Below are 17,850 nucleotides of genomic sequence, written 5' to 3' on the forward strand. Positions count from 1 at the left end.
TGACTTTTTATTTTATTGAATGTAAAGTATATTTCAAGTTAACCAAATCGAATATGTGAAGTACTTCTTATCAAGAGAGGTTGAGGGACTGGCCCTACGACACCTCGGCAACGGACTTATTGTACCGTGCCAATTCCAGCAAGCATGTCTTGATAGATAAGAAGAGGCGCAAACGTTGAATTCTGTCCTCTTCTTTTTAAGAAGAGGTTTTTTGTTGTAAACAACAAAGGAGGAATTCGAGTTTTTTTGTGTAATAATCATAGTTTTCGCATTGGAATAATAAAAATAAAATATACATTCTTATCGAGAGAGGCAGAGGGACTGGCCCGATGAAGCCTCGGCAGCGGATTCCATTTTGGAATCTATGCCAAATCCAGCAAGCGAAAAGCTTGAGAGATAAGAAGAGACCCCCTGCCCTTTATTTGTGAATAAAGGAATGCCCTCTTCTTGTTTTCAGGAAGAGGGATTTTTATTTCCTTTTTTTCATAAAGGACTGGGGCACGCAATTAAAAAGGATCAAAAGTTTGCCTGCACACCCACAGGCAATTCCAAGTATAAAGGTGTCAGTCACCGGAAGGAGAGAACAAAATGATTGAATTTCAAAATTTGAAAAAGGTGTATACCAGCGGCGGACAGCAGGTTGCGGCACTGAATGGAATTGATTTAACAATCAATAAAGGGGAGATTTTCGGTGTAATCGGGTTTAGCGGAGCGGGAAAAAGCTCGCTTATCCGCTGTGTCAATTGGCTCGAGCAGCCTACATCTGGCCGTGTGATTGTGGATGGATATGATCTGACAGCTTTATCAGCAAAGGAAATCCGTGAGGTAAAAAGAAATATCGGGATGGTCTTTCAGCATTTCAATCTCCTAAACTCAAAAACGGTGTTTGCGAATGTGGCCATGCCATTAATTCTAGCAAAGGTGCCAAAAGAGGAAATGAAGAAAAGAGTGAATGAGCTATTAGAGTTTGTAGGTTTGTCAGACAAAGCGAATAATTATCCAGATCAGCTATCAGGCGGGCAGAAGCAGCGGATCGGTATTGCAAGGGCACTCGCTACAAAGCCTTCGATTCTCTTATGTGATGAGGCAACTTCTGCACTTGATCCGCAAACAACAAGCTCGATCCTGGAGCTGTTGAAAAAAATAAATCGAGAATATAACATTACGATTCTCATTATCACCCATGAGATGGCAGTCATCCGAGAAATTTGTGATCGGGTTGCAGTTATTGAAGCGGGGAAGATCATTGAGGAAGGGACTGTTTTCAATGTCTTTTCGTCACCGAAAACAGAGACGGCAAGAAACTTTGTCAGCTCTGTCATGAATGACCAAATTCCTGATTCCATTAAAGAGATTGTTGAGAAAAATGAAGGACTTCAAAAGATTTTCCGAATCAATTTTATCGGCAATTCAGCAGGCCAGCCGCTGCTCTCACAGCTGGCGAAGAAGTTTGACATTCACATCAATGTTCTTTTTGGAAATATTACCGAGCTGCAAGGCACGCCTTTCGGGAATTTGATCGTTGAATTTCAAGGGGCAGAGAGTGAAATCAACCGGGCATTAATGTTTATCAGCCAAGAGAAAGTAACAGTAAAGGAAGTGAAAGCACATGCTAGTTAATTCAGACCAAATTATTGAAGCGCTTATTGAAACAATTCAGATGGTGGCATTTTCTCTATTATTCTCAGCTGTTCTCGGTCTGCCGCTAGGGATTCTTCTTGTCGTAACAAGAAAGGGGCATCTGCTGGAAAATCTGCCAGTTTTCAATGTAATCAACGGAATTATTAATATTTTCCGCTCAGTGCCATTCATTATTCTAATGGTGGCAATCATTCCGGTAACAAGATTGATTGTAGGCACATCGATTGGAACAGCGGCAGCAGTCGTTCCACTCGTATTTTACGCTGGTCCATATATTGCCAGATTAATAGAAAATTCCTTGCTTGAAGTAGACCCAGGTGTCCTTGAAGCAGCTCAGGCGATGGGAGCAACACCGGCGCAAATCATTTTCAAATTTCTCATCCCAGAGGCGCTTAGCTCTTTAGTATTAGCCTTTACGATTGCAACAATTGGTTTAGTAGGAGCTTCTGCAATGGCTGGAGCTGTTGGCGGGGGAGGACTTGGTGATTTAGCTATTACATATGGCTATCAGCGGTTCGACACAATGGTTATGCTGATCACAGTAGGTATTTTAGTCGTAATGGTTCAAGGGCTGCAAACCTTTGGCAATATATTATCAAAAAGAATTCGCAGACGATAATCAGGAGGATGACAACAATGAAAAAGTTATTTTTAGCATTCATTATTTTAACACTGGCCGTTTTTAGTACAGCGTGCTCAAGCGAAACAAGCGGAAAAGAAAAAACCGTAAAAGTGAAGATTGGTGTAAGCGGATCAGATAACCGCATTTGGGACTTCGTAGCAGAAAAGGCAGCAAAGGAAGGCATTGAAGTAGAAATAATCAGTTTCTCTGACTATGTACAGCCGAACATTGCCCTAGCTGAAGGCGAGCTTGATGCCAATGCATTCCAAACCGTTGCGTACTTTGACTCTTTTATAAAGGAACATAATTTAGATTTAGTGCCAATTGCCACGACAGTTCTTGCACCAATGGGAATTTATTCTGAAAAATATAAGTCTATTGATGAAATTCCTGAGGGAGGAAAAATAGCGGTACCAAATGATGTATCCAATATGGGAAGAGCGCTGCTTCTTCTTCAAGAAGCTGGCCTGATTAAGCTGACAGACGATTACGATGGCAACGGATCATTAGATAAAATCGTTGAAAATCCTAAAAATCTTGAAATTGTCGAAATGGTTGCAGCACAAACACCGCGTGTTCTCCCAGATGTAGCAGCTTCCGTCATTAATAACGGAATTGCAGTTGACGCAGGATTCAATCCAACGAAGGACTCCATTTACCATGAGAGTGCTACCGCTACTCCATATGTCAATATCATTGCCACACGAGCAGAAGACAAGGACAAGAAACATCTAAAGAGATTGGCTGAGCTTTATCAAGAGGATGATGTAGCTGAATTTATCGAAAAAGAATACAAAGGAAATTCCATTCCAACATTTATTCCGTTAAGCGATATTGGCTGGTAATGGATTTAAATAAAAAACATTAGGGAGGAAATAATCATGTCAACACCATTAAAAACAATCGATGAGTTAAAAATAGCAATTAACGAGAATGTGGAAAGCAATAAGGAGCTTTATATTTCAGCTAGTCATCAAATTCATGCAAAGCCTGAAATCGGAAATGAAGAGTATTTTGCTTCAGGACTGCTGATTGACATTCTTGAGAAAGAAGGATTTGAGGTGGAAAAGGCAGTAGCTGGACACCATACTTCTTTCCTTGCTCGTAAAAAATCCTTCTTAGAAGGACCGGCTATCGCATTTCTAGCTGAGTATGATGCGCTACCTGGTCTTGGTCATGCATGTGGCCATAACATCATTGGAACAACGAGTGTTGGAGCTGCGATCGCATTAAGCAAGGCATTAGATGAAACTGGAGGAGAGGTTGTTGTATTAGGGACTCCTGCCGAAGAAGGTGGTCCAAATGGAAGTGCAAAAGGAAGCTTTGTAAAGCATGGGCTATTAGAAGGGATTGATGCCGCATTAATGATCCATCCATCTAATCAAACAAGGCTGACGAGCACATCACTAGCTGTCGATCCGCTTGACTTTGAGTTTATTGGCAAGCCAGCACATGCAGCAGCTGCTCCACACGAAGGCATTAATGCACTTGATGCGGTTATCCAGCTATTCAATGGAGTCAATGCGTTACGTCAACAGTTAAAGGATGATGTCCGCATTCATGGGATTATTACAGACGGCGGAGACGCGCCGAATATTATTCCTGAATATGCGAAAGCAAGATTCTTTATCCGTGCAGCAACAAGAGCACATTTAAATGAAGTAACAAAGAAGGTAAAGGCTATTGCTGAAGGTGCAGCACTAGCGACGGGTGCTACGCTTAATATCATCGCTTTCCAAAATGAAGTTGATAATCTTCTATTAAATAGGAAGTTTGATGAAGTATTTCATCGCATCATCGAGGAATTAGGGGAAACAGTTATTTTAGATGATAAGGATGGCATTGGTTCAACAGATGCTGGAAACATCAGTCAAGTAGTACCGACAATCCACCCGTATATTAAAATTGGTGCAGATGATCTCGTTGGTCATACAGTTCCGTTTAGAGAGGCAGCTGCTTCTAAAAAGGGAGATGAAGCATTAATTACTGGAGCGAAGGCACTTGCTTTAACTGGACTGGAATTAATAATCAACTCTGAATTATTAACAGCGATCAAAGACGAATTTAATGAAAGAAAAGCTGCTGAGGACAAATAGGGGTATTTTGAGAACAAGCTCATTAGAGAGGTCTAAGAGATAAAATCGATAGGAGCTGTCTCATGGTATTGAAGAGAAAAAGAGGCCACGTATAAAGAGTATGGAGCCCGATTTTTTAAAAAAGAGGAAAAAGAAGTCACATAAGAAGCATGCATCCTGATTTTTCAAGAAAAAAGGATCTTTCGATTGGACAGAATCCCCCAAAAAGCGAAAGAAATCGTCTCATAGAAGGATTCTATAAGATCAACTCTGATTTAAACCCAAACAGAAAATCCAAAGAAACAGAGGGTGTCCCGATAGTAAATTCAGGACACCCTTCTTCAGTACATAGAAAAACAGTTCCATTTAAGTAACCACTACACTAAAACGATGCACAAAAAATACACTACTACATTTTTACCATAACAAGTTATTTTCGCATCTGCTCTTGTGCCATGCGTACAAGCTCTTTTACCATGTTTCCGCCAATTTCGCCGCCGACTTTTCCTGCTTCTTTTGAAGTTAGACTGCCGTTATACCCCTTTTGAAGCGGAACACCAACTTCATTTGCTACCCCATATTTCACATGATCGGGATTATCTTGGTCAATAGGGTATCCTTTGTTTTTCATTACTTGATTTTTTAACTGATCCAACGCTCCCCGTGATTCTGGAACGAGCGGACGCCGCTTTCTTCTAGCCATCGTAAGTATGCCTCCCTGAAATGTTATATGATTATCATGTGGTGAAAGGTATAGAATCATTCGGTTAAATCGGTGGTGTATGTTACCAAAATAAGCTATTCTATTGGTAGGTGAAATTAGTAAAAGAAGGTGTAATGATTGGGATTAAAATTTTTATCGGCCCTGCTGATTCCAGGTTTGCTAGTAGTGCTGTTTACAAGGGTAGCATATAATCATGTGATTGGCCTTGTCCTGACGGTAGCATTAATTGCAGCTTCTGTTTATAAAGGCTACACAGATTCATTTTGGCTTATTGTCGTTGACGCCTTTTCTTTGACGGTTGGATTTTGGTATTCACAGCGGATGAAAAAGAATTTTCAGAGAAAATCCTAGATAAAACATATGGTAGACCTGTCGGCGCTTCTTCGACAGGTTTTTTAATTGGAATAAATGAAACATAAAAGTTAATCAAACGTTTGATTAACTTTGCTTCGACTAAATCCCTCTTGATTCGTGCGAAATAGTAGTCATTTAGCTTAATTAAAGCTCATATTTCTTGGGAAATTGTCGAGAAAAAATCCATTCTTTCTATGTAAAACAAGAATGATTGAGAACTAATCAAACGTTTGATTCATTACATTTCAGCAATATGAACCTATTTTCGATAAAATCCCTTCTGGAATATTTAACTAACTGAAAAATAAAACGAATATTCGTTCGCATATTGCTGGTTTGTATGAACAGTTTTGTGGTAGAATGTATATAAGAATAAAGTTAAAAAATGACAAATCAGCAACAGCCAGCCCTTACACATTCAAGCTGATTGATAATAGAGAAAAGTATAAATGAACTGGAGGCTTTTTAGTGAAGGACCAATTTAAACTAGTCTCAAAGTATTCTCCGCAAGGCGATCAGCCTGAGGCAATCAGAAAAATTGTTGAAGGAATCCAAGCGGGAAAACGCCATCAAACGCTTTTAGGGGCGACAGGAACAGGAAAGACATTCACAATTTCAAATGTGATTAAAGAAGTCAATCGGCCAACTTTGATTATTGCGCACAATAAAACATTGGCTGGTCAGCTTTATAGTGAATTTAAAGAGTTTTTTCCTGATAACGCGGTAGAATACTTTGTCAGTTATTACGATTATTTTCAGCCGGAGGCGTATGTTCCATCCACTGATACTTTTATAGAAAAAGACTCGAGTGTGAACGATGAAATTGATAAACTGCGCCACTCTGCGACATCCTCCTTATTTGAACGTCGAGATGTCATTATTATAGCCAGTGTTTCCTGTATTTATGGATTGGGATCACCGGAAGAGTATAGGGAGCTTGTTCTATCTCTTCGCACAGGGATGGAAATTGAAAGAAATCAATTGCTGCGGAAGCTAGTGGACATTCAATATGAACGAAATGACATTAACTTTCAGCGTGGAGCATTTCGTGTTCGTGGCGATGTGGTGGAAATATTCCCTGCTTCGAAGGACGAGCACTGTTTGCGTGTGGAATTTTTCGGGGATGAAATTGAACGGATACGTGAAGTCGATGCACTGACCGGAGAAATTATTGGCGAAAGAGAACATGTTGCTATTTTTCCTGCATCTCACTTCGTAACCCGTGAGGAAAAAATGCTCGTAGCCATTCAAAATATCGAAAAGGAATTGGAAGAACGGTTAGCAGATTTGCGTGACAATAACAGGCTGCTTGAAGCTCAGCGTTTAGAACAGAGAACTCGTTATGATCTCGAAATGATGAGAGAGATGGGCTTTTGTTCAGGGATTGAGAACTATTCCAGGCATTTAACATTAAGGCCACCAGGGTCAACTCCATATACACTGCTGGACTATTTTCCAAAGGATTTGCTTATCGTCATTGATGAGTCCCATGTGACGCTTCCGCAAATACGCGGAATGTACAATGGAGACCAAGCACGGAAATCTGTCCTTGTTGAACATGGCTTCCGTCTTCCATCAGCATTAGATAACCGTCCGTTAATGTTTCCTGAGTTTGAGAAACATATCGATCAAATTGTTTATGTTTCTGCAACCCCTGGACCATACGAGCTTGAACATACTCCAGAAATGATTGAGCAAATTATCCGTCCAACGGGGCTGCTTGATCCAACGATCGATGTCCGTCCGATAGAAGGACAAATTGATGACCTGATTGGTGAAATCCAAGATCGAATTAAGCGCAATGAGCGTGTGCTGATTACTACTTTGACGAAAAAAATGTCTGAAGACTTGACCGACTATTTAAAGGAAATCGGCATTAAAGTTCAATACTTGCATTCTGAGGTAAAAACATTAGAGCGGATTGAAATCATCCGTGAGCTTCGTCTTGGAACGTACGATGTTCTAGTCGGAATCAATCTTTTAAGAGAAGGTCTTGATATTCCGGAGGTTTCTTTAGTAGCGATTCTAGATGCTGACAAGGAAGGCTTCCTTCGTTCGGAGCGTTCCCTTATTCAGACGATTGGACGTGCAGCCCGAAATGCAAATGGGCATGTCATCATGTATGCGGATAAAATCACTAATTCTATGGAATTAGCACTTAGTGAGACGAAACGGCGCCGCACAATGCAGGAGGAACACAATCTGAAACATGGAATCACACCGCAGACGATTCAAAAAGATATTCGCGAAGTTATACGTGCCACTCATGCAGCTGAGGAACAAGAAGAATATAAGGCTTCATCCCAAATCGGCAAGCTGAATAAGAAAGAACGAGAAAAATTAATTGTAAATATGGAAAAAGAAATGAAGGAAGCGGCGAAAGCACTCAATTTCGAACGTGCTGCCGAGCTTCGTGATTTATTATTAGAATTGAAAGCGGAAGGATGACGTACAAATGGCGATGGAAAAATTAATAGTAAAAGGCGCCAGAGCCCATAATTTAAAAAATATTGATGTCACCATTCCAAGAGATAAGCTTGTTGTTTTAACGGGGCTTTCCGGTTCTGGAAAGTCCTCGCTTGCTTTCGATACAATCTATGCGGAAGGGCAGCGCAGATATGTGGAATCTTTATCCGCCTATGCTCGTCAATTTCTTGGACAAATGGACAAGCCAGATGTCGATGCAATTGAAGGGCTGTCTCCGGCGATATCTATAGATCAGAAAACAACAAGCAGAAACCCTCGTTCTACAGTGGGAACAGTGACAGAAATATATGATTATTTGCGGCTCTTGTATGCAAGGGTTGGCCGCCCAACATGTCCAGTACATGATATTGAAATCTCATCACAAACAGTTGAGCAAATGGTTGACCGGATTCTTGAATATCCGGAACGGACGAAGCTGCAAATCCTTGCACCACTTGTTTCTGGCCGAAAAGGAACACATGTGAAAATTCTTGAGGATGTCAAGAAGCAAGGATTTGTCCGTGTGCGTATTGATGGTGACATGTATGATCTTGGAGAAGAGATTGAACTTGAAAAAAATAAGAAGCATTCTATTGAAGTAGTTATCGACCGAATTGTAGTCAAAGACGGCATTGCCGCACGTCTTGCAGACTCAATGGAAACAGCTTTAAAGCTTGGTGATGGAAAAGTACTAATCGATGTAATTGGCGAGGAAGAGCTGTTATTCAGTGAAAATCATGCTTGCCCACATTGCGATTTTTCTATTGGGGAGCTTGAGCCGCGAATGTTTTCCTTTAATAGTCCATTCGGTGCTTGTCCTGAATGTGACGGGCTTGGATCCAAGCTTGAAGTGGATGTAGACCTCGTCATTCCGAATCGAGATCTATCATTAAAACAGCATGCCATTGCACCATGGGAGCCAACAAGCTCACAATATTATCCACAGCTGCTTGAAGCTGTCTGCACTCATTATGGAATCGACATGGATATCCCTGTTAAGGATATTCCTTCTCATCTCTTTGATAAGGTTTTATATGGCTCAAACGGAGAAAAAATCTTCTTTCATTACGAAAATGACTTTGGTCAAGTTAGAGAAACGACGATTGAATTTGAGGGTGTTATACGAAATGTAGAGCGAAGATTTAAAGAAACGAGCTCTGACTATATTCGTGAGCAAATGGAGAAGTACATGGCTCAGCATGATTGCCCAACATGTAAGGGCTATCGTCTGAAAAAGGAAACGCTTGCCGTACTCATTTCAGGTCAGCATATCGGGAAAATAACGGAATTATCAATTAATGAAGCATATAAATTTTTCGATCGTCTATCATTAACGGAAAAAGAGATGAAAATAGCAAATCTCATTTTCCGTGAAATTAAGGAGCGTCTTGGCTTTTTAGTAAATGTCGGACTAGATTATTTAACTTTAAGCCGTGCGGCAGGCACTCTGTCAGGCGGGGAAGCTCAGCGGATTCGGTTGGCAACCCAGATTGGTTCAAGACTGACTGGCGTCCTTTATATTCTTGATGAACCCTCCATTGGCCTCCATCAGCGGGATAATGACCGTTTGATTGAAACGCTTAAAAATATGCGTGATATCGGAAATACATTAATTGTTGTTGAGCATGATGAAGATACGATGCTTGCTGCTGACTATTTAATTGATATTGGCCCTGGGGCAGGCGTTCATGGCGGAGAAATTATTTCAGCAGGAACACCAAATGAAGTTATGGAAGACCCAAATTCGTTAACAGGCCAATACCTTGCCGGAAAGAAATATATCCCGCTTCCGATTGAACGCCGTAAAAATGATGGGCGATTTATAGAAATAAAAGGTGCAAAAGAGAATAATCTTAAAAATGTAAACGTAAAATTTCCATTAGGCACATTTATTGCCGTCACTGGAGTATCAGGCTCAGGGAAAAGTACGCTTATAAATGAAATTTTGCATAAGTCACTGGCACAAAAGCTCAATAGAGCAAAAAGTAAACCTGGTGAGCATAAAGAGATTAAAGGCATTGAGCAATTAGAAAAAGTCATTGATATTGACCAGTCGCCGATTGGAAGAACACCGCGCTCGAATCCAGCCACATACACAGGTGTATTTGATGATATTCGTGATCTTTTTTCAACGACAAATGAAGCGAAGGTTCGAGGATATAAAAAGGGCCGTTTTAGCTTTAATGTGAAAGGCGGACGCTGTGAAGCATGCCGCGGCGATGGAATTATCAAAATCGAAATGCATTTCTTGCCTGATGTATATGTGCCATGTGAAGTATGCCATGGAAAACGCTACAACAGAGAAACGCTTGAAGTGAAGTACAAAGGAAAAAGCATTGCGGAGATTTTAGATATGACTGTTGAGGATGCAGTTGAATTTTTCGAAAACGTTCCAAAGATTAGCCGTAAACTTCAGACAATCTATGATGTTGGGCTGGGGTATATAAAGCTTGGACAGCCTGCCACAACTCTTTCAGGAGGGGAAGCACAGCGTGTAAAGCTTGCTTCTGAGCTGCACCGACGATCAAACGGAAAATCATTTTATATTCTTGATGAGCCGACAACCGGCTTACATGTCGATGATATTTCCAGATTGCTTATCGTTCTTCAGCGCCTAGTAGAAAACGGAGACACCGTCCTTGTGATTGAACATAACCTCGATGTAATTAAAACGGCAGACTTTATTGTTGACCTTGGACCAGAAGGCGGGAATAAAGGTGGTACAATCGTCGCAACTGGCACACCAGAAAAAATAGCCGAAATACCTGAGTCCTATACAGGAAAGTATCTAAAACCAATTTTAGAACGTGACCGCTTAAGAATGAAAACAGAAATAGAAGAAAAAGAAGCCAGTGTAACAAATGTGTAATGTTAAAGAAGCAGTATGATATGTACGAAGCAGTACTATGTACTGCTTTTTTTGAATAAAATTTATCTAAAAATTTGAAACCATTGCTTAACAATTTTCGTATATAAAAGAAAACGGCTGGAGGAGATTGGTATGCAAGAGGAACGTTTAAGAATATTAAAGATGATTGAAGATGGCAAGCTGACTGTAGAGGAAGCGTTATTATTATTGGAAGGTCTTGATCAATCCAATAAAGTGGCTAAAGAGAAACAGGATGACCTTTTCCCAGACCTTTCAACAGTTAAATTTGAAGAGGCAAAAAAGGAAGATCCGCTTAATTACAAATTCCAGTCAGCAAAAGATAAAATTATCGACTTTGTTGATCAAGCTTATAAAAAAATTAAGGATTTTGATCTTGACTTTAATTTTGGCAAATCCATTGATATTTCACATATCTTCGAGCAAGCAAACGTGGATTTGAAGGAAATAGATATTGATCTTGCCAACGGGATGGTAAAGGTGCTTCCATGGGAACAAAATAATGTTCGCATCGATTGTCAAGCAAAGATTTATCGGGTGGAGACACAGGATGAGGCGAGAAGAAAATTCTTAAATGAAGTCGTCTTTATGATTGACAGTCAAAGGCTGCGGTTTTCAACCCAGCAAAAATGGATGAAGATTGATGCCGTTATTTACATCCCTCAAACAGAGTATGATAATATAAAAATTCGCATGTTCAATGGATCGATTGAAAGCGAACATTTAACTGCTGCGAGCTATAAAGCCAAAACGGCAAATGGGAAGATTACACTTAATGATATAAAGGGGAACTATGCGGAAGCAGAGACTTCGAATGGACAAATTTTAGTTCAAAGGAGTATCGTTGGTGAACTTGAAGCAGAGACGCTAAATGGGGCGATCACTCTTGATGGTGAATATCGAAAAGTGGATTTACAATCTTTCAATGGAGATATCTTCTGTGCATTCACAGGTGGTGTCTGTGAATTTATAAATGCTAAAGCTGCTACTGGCGGCATCGAGCTGCAAATTCCTCATCAAGCATCAGCGGTAGAGGGAGAACTGAAAACGAATCTTGGCGGTTTTAATGTGAATCTTGAAGGAATTCAAGTAGTAGAGGAAAAAAGCGATGTGATCCAAAAAGTGATGCGCTTTAACTCATTAAATAATCCTGATCATGCCCTAAGGATTATCGCAGAAACAAAAACAGGATCCATTCATGTGAAAAAGGTAAAATCAGAAGTATTTTAAAATGATTACTTCGAATGAAATGGTGAAGACTAATACCTAGAAAAAAGGAAATCAACTTGTCCTGGTTCCTTAATTCACACCGCCAGAACAGAGGTGTAAAGTAAATGAGATGGTTGATCGGCATTTTAATTAATGCCATCCTATTTGTGGCGATTGCCGGATTTTCAGAAGAATCCTTTTATGTATCGAGCTTTGGAGCAGCAATTGGAGCAAGCTTTATTCTTTCCATATTAAATATTCTAGTTCGTCCGATATTAATTATCCTAACGCTGCCAGTCACTTTAGTGACACTTGGATTATTTCTATTTGTCATTAATGCGATCACATTGCAAATTACGGATAACATTATGGGCAGCTCCTTCGAAATTGCTAGCTTTGGCACAGCACTGCTTGTAGCAGTTATCATGGCAATTGCGAATATAATTATTCAAAAGGTTGTTTTTGAGCCGGCAAAGGATAAATAATGAATAGTCATCAGCAATTTAAGTAATCGACAAAAAGCCAGCACGATGATTCGTGCTGGCTTCTTCTATTCGAATAGTACATAGGCGGGATAACCAAGTTTAACCAATTTATCGCAGATTAACGGGCTGTAAGACCTCCACTTCAAGAAGTTTCTGGAAAAAAATTCTAAGTGGGGGATCTAACAGCCCGTAAATGCCCGATTGGTTCAACTAACAATCAGTTTGGGGATGAAGGAAAACCCCCACTGATTGAGTTTCACTTTATCCGCAAGCTTGTCCGCATGTTTTTATCATTGAATGTTCCTACTTGAACCTTGTATTGACCTTTCTTCATGGAGATGGATGTTTCGAGGGGCTTGTCCCAAAGTCTATCTTCGTCTTCAAACTGAAATGATCTACAATCCCTTTGACAATGGCTTCCGCGCAAGTTTTTCGAAATGTGTCTGAACGCAAGTGCTTAACTTCCTCACGATTTGTCATAAAACCGCATTCGACTAAAACGGCGGACATCGTTGTTTCTCTTAAGACATGGAAATTAGCCTCCTTCAAACCACGATCCTTTAACCCTGTGGAAATGACTAAATTTTTATGGATTTTTTGTGCCAGCTCAGTTGTTTTCTTCGGTCTAATTGGATGGACATAGGTTTCGATTCCATTTGCATCATTCCAGCTTGAGCCAAAGGCATTCGCATGAATAGATACATAGCAATCAACCTTTAGTCGGTTTGCCTGGTCTGTCCGTACTTTAAGCGGAATGTCCTGTTTGTCTGAGTGGGCAAAATATACTGTCACATCCTGATAGTTTTCAAGAAGAACCTTTGCATAATTAGCAACACCCCGATTAAATTCATATTCCCGCATGCCATCTGGACTCCGCTTCCCAGCAGTTGTATACCCATGGCCTGCATCCAGCATCATTTTCATTCTCCCGCTCCTTCCAATAGAAATGGTCTATTGTAATTTATGATAAATCTTCTCTAGTAAATAAAATCTAGTTATCTTTAACATATGAGTAGAGCTAAGAAAAGGACATGTATAATAAAGAAAAAAGGCATATTTATGAATCGATTCATTTGGTTCTGAGGTAAAAAGTGCTAAAATGAAATGAAACTGCCATAATAAAAATTGAAGCAACTTCCTTGCGAAGGAGGAAATATAGTGCCTAAAGTTTGTACAAAAGATATTATCGAAAAATTTGAACTTGAATTGATAAGCGGCGAAGAAGGAATCAATCGCCCGATTGTCACAACTGACCTATCAAGACCTGGTATTGAACTTGCAGGATACTTTAATTTTTATCCAGCTGAAAGAATTCAGTTAATTGGAAAGACAGAGCTAACATTTACCGAAAGATTAAATGATATGGACCGCCAAGACCGCTTCGAACGTTTATGCACAGATATCACTCCCGCTATAATTATCTCAAGGGGGATGGAAGTGCCGAATGATTTAGTGGAAGCATCGGAAAGAGAATCTGTTCCACTTTTAAGAACGAAGCAAAAAACGACTCGATTTTCGAGCTTACTTACAAACTACCTGGAAAGTAAGCTGGCTCCGACAACAGCTGTTCATGGTGTGCTCGTAGATGTCTATGGCATTGGTGTACTCATTACGGGAAAGAGCGGTGTAGGTAAAAGTGAAACCGCGTTGGAGCTTGTAAAACGGGGTCATCGTCTAGTCGCCGATGATTGTGTGGAAATTAGGCAGGAAGATGAAAATACACTAGTTGGAACATCTCCAGAGCTGATTGAACATTTGCTGGAGATTCGTGGGCTTGGGATTATTAATGTCATGACATTATTTGGTGCTGGTGCGGTGAGAAGCTATAAACGAATTTCTGTTGTGATGGATTTAGAGCTATGGGATCAAAACAAACAATATGATCGCCTCGGACTGGATGAGGAAAAAATGAAAATTATTGATATGGATTTGCCGAAGCTGACAATCCCCGTTCGCCCTGGCCGAAACCTAGCTGTCATCATTGAAGTAGCAGCTATGAACTTCCGCTTAAAGAGAATGGGCGTCAATGCAGCTGAGCAATTCTCAAACCGCCTTGCAGACGTCATCGAAGACAGTGAATAACGAAGACTTAGCAAAAATAACATATGTACCGCAAAAATAAAGAGACATTTGCAAAAAAAAACGCGATATCGCAAAAATAAAGAGGAATTTGCAAAAAAAACGCAGATATCGCAAAAATAAAGAGAAACTTGCAAAAAAGATCCAGATTCCGAAAAAAGACTTGCAAATAGTTTTTGGAATAGTTATATGTAACCTGTTATTATGCATTAAAATAGAAAAAAATGAAAGATTGAAAGGAGCAGTGATTATGGAAGCTACTATTCAACCCCTTGACCCGATCGCCATATCCCTTGGGCCCATCAATATTCGCTGGTACGGACTTATTATCGGTATCGGAATTGCTTTAGCCCTCATGATTGTCATGCGCGAAGGGGAAAGAAGAGGGATTAAAAAGGAGTTAATTGCTGATTTAATGCTTTGGGCAATTCCGATTGCCATTATTTCAGCACGCATCTATTATGTAATTTTTCAATGGGATTACTATGCCCAGAATCCTGGTGAGATTATTAAAATTTGGGAAGGTGGCATCGCTATCCACGGTGCTTTGATCGGATCCGTCATAACAGCGGTTGTCTTTGCGAAAAAGAGAGGCGTTTCCTTCTGGAAAATTGCTGATATTACAGCGCCGAGCATCATTCTAGGCCAGGCAATTGGCCGGTGGGGAAACTTTATGAACCAGGAGGCACATGGCGGAGAAGTGACACGGGCATTTCTAGAAAACCTTCATCTCCCAGAGTTCATCATTAATCAAATGTACATAAACGGTACGTATTATCACCCTACCTTTTTATATGAATCGGTTTGGAATATTGTTGGTTTTATTATTCTCATTCTATTAAGAAGAGTTAATTTGCGCCGCGGGGAGCTTTTCCTCACATACGTAATCTGGTATTCAATTGGGCGTTTCTTTATTGAAGGAATGCGAACAGACAGTTTATGGCTAATTGAAGGACAATTAAGAATGGCACAAACCATTTCGATTGTACTGCTAATTGGCGCAGTCATTCTCCTGATTTTAAGAAGAATGAAGGGGTATGCAGATGCCCGTTATTTAGATAAAAGTGTTTAACTTTACTAGCTAGCAAAACTACATAGAGAGGGGAAGAGACATGCTGGTCGAATCGTCCAAAAAGGGGATCATGGTTGGCTTAAAGACGACCTGGACGTTAGGAAAGGTCATCTTTCCCGTTACTTTAATCGTTGCATTGCTGCAGCATACACCTGTGCTGCCATGGGTGATCAAGCTAATCACACCGCTTATGAATCTAATTGGCTTGTCAGGGGATACAGCCATTCCGCTTGTTTTAGGGAACATCTTGAATCTTTACGCGGGAATTGGAGCGATATTGACGCTTGATTTGACTGTAAAAGAGGTATTTATCGTTGCAGTCATGCTTTCCTTCTCACATAATATGATTATTGAATCGAGCGTAGCCGTAAAAGTGGGTGTGAAGCTTTGGATTGGTATCGCAGTGAGAATGGGGCTGGCGCTCATCTCTGCAATTGTGATTAATCTCGTATGGCACGGGGGATCTGAAATAGCTAAGTACGGAATGATTCCGGCAAAAGAAGAAGAAGTTACAGGCTGGCTTGCTATTTTACTTGATGCGTTGCAAAAGGCTGGCCTAGGGATCTTTCAACTGGCAATCATTGTCATTCCGCTTATGATCGTGATCCAAATACTAAAGGATTTAAAGTGGCTTGCTGTTTTTTCAAAATGGATGGCACCGGTAACAAGAATGCTAGGGATGAAAGAAAATACATCAACAACACTTGCAGCTGGTTTATTGTTTGGTCTTGCATTTGGGGCTGGTGTCATGATCCAGGCAGTGAAAGAGGACGGAGTCAGCAAAAAGGATGTAACCATTGCATTTATCTTTCTTGTTGCCTGCCATGCGGTTGTTGAGGATACGCTGATTTTTATTCCATTAGGCATTCCAGTATTGCCGCTTTTACTCATCCGCTTAGGTGTAGCGATCCTCTTAACATTGATTGTCGCATTTATTTGGAACCGCACAGATATGGCCAAAAGAAAGGAAGCAACATATGAGCACACAAGTTAATACCGTTTTATTCGATTTAGATGGAACATTAATTGATACGAATGAATTAATCATCTCCTCTTTTTTGCATACGTTAGGGAAATATTATCCTGATCGTTACAAGCGGGAGGATGTTATTCCTTTTCTTGGTCCAACACTTACGGAAACGTTTGAATCGATTGCACCTGAGAAGGTAGAGGAAATGATTAAGGTATACAGAGAGTTTAATCTCGGTAATCATGATCTGCTTGTGAAGGAATTTGATGGGGTATTTGAAACCATTCGTTCATTGAAGGAAGCCGGCTTCAAAATAGGCATCGTCACGACAAAGGTGTTAATGGTCGTTGAAAAAGGCTTAAAGCTAACAAAGCTGGATCAGTTCTTTGATGTGATTGTTGCATTGGATCATGTGAAAATGCCAAAGCCAGATCCAGAACCGATTCTAAAGGCGCTAGAGCTTCTAGGCTCAAAGCCGGAAGAGGCAATCATGGTGGGCGATAACTCCCATGATATTCTCGGCGGGAAAAATGCAGGCACGAAAACAGCTGGGGTTGCCTGGAGTGCGAAGGGGAAAGAATTCTTACATCAATTTAATCCAGATTATATGCTTGGAAACATGGCAGATTTACTTGATATTCTTGAGGTCGGAGAAAAATGAGGAAGACCGAAAGATTTCCGGTAGAGGGGGCCAACTCCCTTTGGCATGTGTATAAGACGGTGCCATTTTGGAAAGTGGTCAAGAACTTTGTTGTGATTCAGCTGGCAAGATATACGCCCTTTTTAGGGATGAAAAATTGGCTATACCGGACCTTCCTGCGAATGAAGGTAGGCGAACAAACATCTTTTGCCCTTATGGTCATGCTCGATGTCATGTTTCCCGAAAAAATAAGTGTGGGCCGCAATACGGTAATTGGCTACAACACGACAATATTAGCACATGAATATCTAATTAAAGAATATCGCCTTGGACCAGTTGACATTGGCAGTGAGGTAATGATTGGTGCCAATACAACAATCCTCCCCGGTGTATCCATTGGGGACGGTGCTATTGTATCTGCTGGCACGCTCGTACATAAAGATGTCCCGCCCGGCTGCTTTGTCGGTGGAAATCCAATGCGGGTGATATATACAAAAGAAGAAATGGCTAAAAGATGGGCAGACGATCCCATCTACGGCAAGGAAAAAGAATAATTTTGAGTCCTGCATTTTGCAGGGCTCTTTTTTTGTGCTGACAAGAAGAAAACTGTCCAGCCTTAAAAAATT

General features: G+C 40.5%; 16 protein-coding genes and 2 riboswitches. Of the genes, 14 read left to right on the forward strand and 2 right to left on the reverse strand.

Translation table 11 applies throughout. The features are described from left to right. Positions 1-64 precede the first annotated feature (64 nt). A riboswitch (SAM riboswitch) is annotated at positions 65-163 on the forward strand. A 134-nt stretch (positions 164-297) separates the two neighbouring features. Further along, positions 298-403: riboswitch (SAM riboswitch) on the forward strand. Between the two features lie 185 nt (positions 404-588). Genes FI644_RS12465 through FI644_RS12480 form a run of 4 tightly spaced genes read left to right on the forward strand, consistent with a single transcriptional unit; the run spans position 589 to position 4,359 of the window. Further along, positions 589-1,620 (forward strand): methionine ABC transporter ATP-binding protein, encoded by a 1,032-nt coding sequence (locus FI644_RS12465; protein ID WP_142108432.1) that lies wholly within the window; start codon positions 589-591, stop codon positions 1,618-1,620. Continuing rightward, positions 1,610-2,260, forward strand: coding sequence for a methionine ABC transporter permease (locus tag FI644_RS12470; RefSeq protein WP_053478785.1), 651 nt, complete (start codon positions 1,610-1,612; stop codon positions 2,258-2,260). Before FI644_RS12465 ends, FI644_RS12470 begins: the two co-directional genes overlap by 11 nt. Before the next feature lie 17 nt (positions 2,261-2,277). After that, positions 2,278-3,108 carry a MetQ/NlpA family ABC transporter substrate-binding protein gene (locus FI644_RS12475; protein ID WP_053478786.1) on the forward strand — a complete coding sequence of 277 codons (831 nt, stop codon included), beginning with the start codon at positions 2,278-2,280 and terminating at the stop codon, positions 3,106-3,108. Between the two features lie 36 nt (positions 3,109-3,144). Continuing rightward, the gene (locus FI644_RS12480; protein ID WP_056686471.1) at positions 3,145-4,359 is read left to right on the forward strand and encodes a M20 family metallopeptidase; all 1,215 of its coding nucleotides are present in this window, start codon (positions 3,145-3,147) and stop codon (positions 4,357-4,359) included. Between the two features lie 409 nt (positions 4,360-4,768). Here the strand turns inward: FI644_RS12480 and FI644_RS12485 are convergent, their stop codons facing one another. Continuing rightward, positions 4,769-5,041 carry an alpha/beta-type small acid-soluble spore protein gene (locus FI644_RS12485; protein WP_142108433.1) on the reverse strand — a complete coding sequence of 91 codons (273 nt, stop codon included), beginning with the start codon at positions 5,039-5,041 and terminating at the stop codon, positions 4,769-4,771. Between the two features lie 138 nt (positions 5,042-5,179). Between FI644_RS12485 and FI644_RS12490 the strand changes: the two genes are divergently transcribed. The 5 genes from FI644_RS12490 (at position 5,180) to FI644_RS12510 (ending at position 12,463) form a co-directional block, all read left to right on the forward strand. Further along, positions 5,180-5,413 (forward strand): CsbA family protein, encoded by a 234-nt coding sequence (locus FI644_RS12490; RefSeq protein ID WP_053478790.1) that lies wholly within the window; start codon positions 5,180-5,182, stop codon positions 5,411-5,413. Positions 5,414-5,884: 471 nt separating this feature from the next. Then, positions 5,885-7,864: an excinuclease ABC subunit UvrB gene (gene uvrB / locus FI644_RS12495; protein WP_053478791.1), complete on the forward strand. Its 1,980-nt coding sequence runs from the start codon at positions 5,885-5,887 to the stop codon at positions 7,862-7,864. Positions 7,865-7,871: 7 nt separating this feature from the next. After that, a complete protein-coding gene (uvrA, locus tag FI644_RS12500; RefSeq protein WP_142108434.1) occupies positions 7,872-10,751 on the forward strand; it encodes an excinuclease ABC subunit UvrA in 2,880 nt (959 codons plus the stop codon). Between the two features lie 132 nt (positions 10,752-10,883). Beyond that, entirely contained in the window at positions 10,884-11,999 is a 1,116-nt protein-coding gene (locus FI644_RS12505; protein ID WP_056686456.1) for a DUF4097 family beta strand repeat-containing protein, read from the forward strand. 104 nt (positions 12,000-12,103) lie between these two features. Then, positions 12,104-12,463: a phage holin family protein gene (locus FI644_RS12510; protein WP_053478794.1), complete on the forward strand. Its 360-nt coding sequence runs from the start codon at positions 12,104-12,106 to the stop codon at positions 12,461-12,463. A gap of 330 nt (positions 12,464-12,793) precedes the next feature. Here FI644_RS12510 and FI644_RS12515 read toward each other — a convergent pair whose 3' ends face one another. Then, entirely contained in the window at positions 12,794-13,387 is a 594-nt protein-coding gene (locus FI644_RS12515) for an N-acetylmuramoyl-L-alanine amidase (protein WP_246067053.1), read from the reverse strand. Between the two features lie 234 nt (positions 13,388-13,621). Here FI644_RS12515 and hprK point away from each other — a divergent pair, with 234 nt between their 5' ends. The 5 genes from hprK to FI644_RS12540 all read left to right on the forward strand — a co-directional run bounded on the left by hprK (position 13,622) and on the right by FI644_RS12540 (position 17,778). Further along, on the forward strand, positions 13,622-14,545 hold the full coding sequence (gene hprK / locus FI644_RS12520) for an HPr(Ser) kinase/phosphatase (RefSeq protein ID WP_053478795.1): 924 nt from the start codon (positions 13,622-13,624) through the stop codon (positions 14,543-14,545). Positions 14,546-14,792: 247 nt separating this feature from the next. Further along, complete coding sequence (gene lgt, locus FI644_RS12525; protein WP_142108435.1) at positions 14,793-15,614, forward strand: prolipoprotein diacylglyceryl transferase; 822 nt, start codon at positions 14,793-14,795, stop codon at positions 15,612-15,614. A 40-nt stretch (positions 15,615-15,654) separates the two neighbouring features. Beyond that, positions 15,655-16,608: a nucleoside recognition domain-containing protein gene (locus tag FI644_RS12530; RefSeq protein WP_053478796.1), complete on the forward strand. Its 954-nt coding sequence runs from the start codon at positions 15,655-15,657 to the stop codon at positions 16,606-16,608. Beyond that, entirely contained in the window at positions 16,592-17,245 is a 654-nt protein-coding gene (ppaX, locus tag FI644_RS12535; RefSeq protein WP_053478797.1) for a pyrophosphatase PpaX, read from the forward strand. Before FI644_RS12530 ends, ppaX begins: the two co-directional genes overlap by 17 nt. Then, positions 17,242-17,778, forward strand: coding sequence for an acyltransferase (locus FI644_RS12540; protein WP_053478798.1), 537 nt, complete (start codon positions 17,242-17,244; stop codon positions 17,776-17,778). Before ppaX ends, FI644_RS12540 begins: the two co-directional genes overlap by 4 nt. Positions 17,779-17,850: the final 72 nt, after the last annotated feature.

This window comes from Cytobacillus solani (assembly GCF_006704205.1).
In the GTDB taxonomy this organism is placed as follows: domain Bacteria; phylum Bacillota; class Bacilli; order Bacillales; family Cytobacillaceae; genus Cytobacillus; species Cytobacillus solani.

Excerpts from the sequence above, each read along its gene's own strand:
- FI644_RS12465 (WP_142108432.1), top strand. The coding sequence starts at position 589 with ATGATTGAATTTCAAAATTTGAAAAAGGTGTATACCAGCGGCGGACAG.
- FI644_RS12470 (WP_053478785.1), top strand. The coding sequence starts at position 1,610 with ATGCTAGTTAATTCAGACCAAATTATTGAAGCGCTTATTGAAACAATT.
- FI644_RS12475 (WP_053478786.1), top strand. The coding sequence starts at position 2,278 with ATGAAAAAGTTATTTTTAGCATTCATTATTTTAACACTGGCCGTTTTT.
- FI644_RS12480 (WP_056686471.1), top strand. The coding sequence starts at position 3,145 with ATGTCAACACCATTAAAAACAATCGATGAGTTAAAAATAGCAATTAAC.
- FI644_RS12485 (WP_142108433.1), bottom strand. The coding sequence starts at position 5,041 with ATGGCTAGAAGAAAGCGGCGTCCGCTCGTTCCAGAATCACGGGGAGCG.
- uvrA (WP_142108434.1), top strand. The coding sequence starts at position 7,872 with ATGGCGATGGAAAAATTAATAGTAAAAGGCGCCAGAGCCCATAATTTA.
- FI644_RS12505 (WP_056686456.1), top strand. The coding sequence starts at position 10,884 with ATGCAAGAGGAACGTTTAAGAATATTAAAGATGATTGAAGATGGCAAG.
- FI644_RS12510 (WP_053478794.1), top strand. The coding sequence starts at position 12,104 with ATGAGATGGTTGATCGGCATTTTAATTAATGCCATCCTATTTGTGGCG.
- FI644_RS12515 (WP_246067053.1), bottom strand. The coding sequence starts at position 13,387 with ATGAAAATGATGCTGGATGCAGGCCATGGGTATACAACTGCTGGGAAG.
- lgt (WP_142108435.1), top strand. The coding sequence starts at position 14,793 with ATGGAAGCTACTATTCAACCCCTTGACCCGATCGCCATATCCCTTGGG.
- FI644_RS12530 (WP_053478796.1), top strand. The coding sequence starts at position 15,655 with ATGCTGGTCGAATCGTCCAAAAAGGGGATCATGGTTGGCTTAAAGACG.
- ppaX (WP_053478797.1), top strand. The coding sequence starts at position 16,592 with ATGAGCACACAAGTTAATACCGTTTTATTCGATTTAGATGGAACATTA.
- FI644_RS12540 (WP_053478798.1), top strand. The coding sequence starts at position 17,242 with ATGAGGAAGACCGAAAGATTTCCGGTAGAGGGGGCCAACTCCCTTTGG.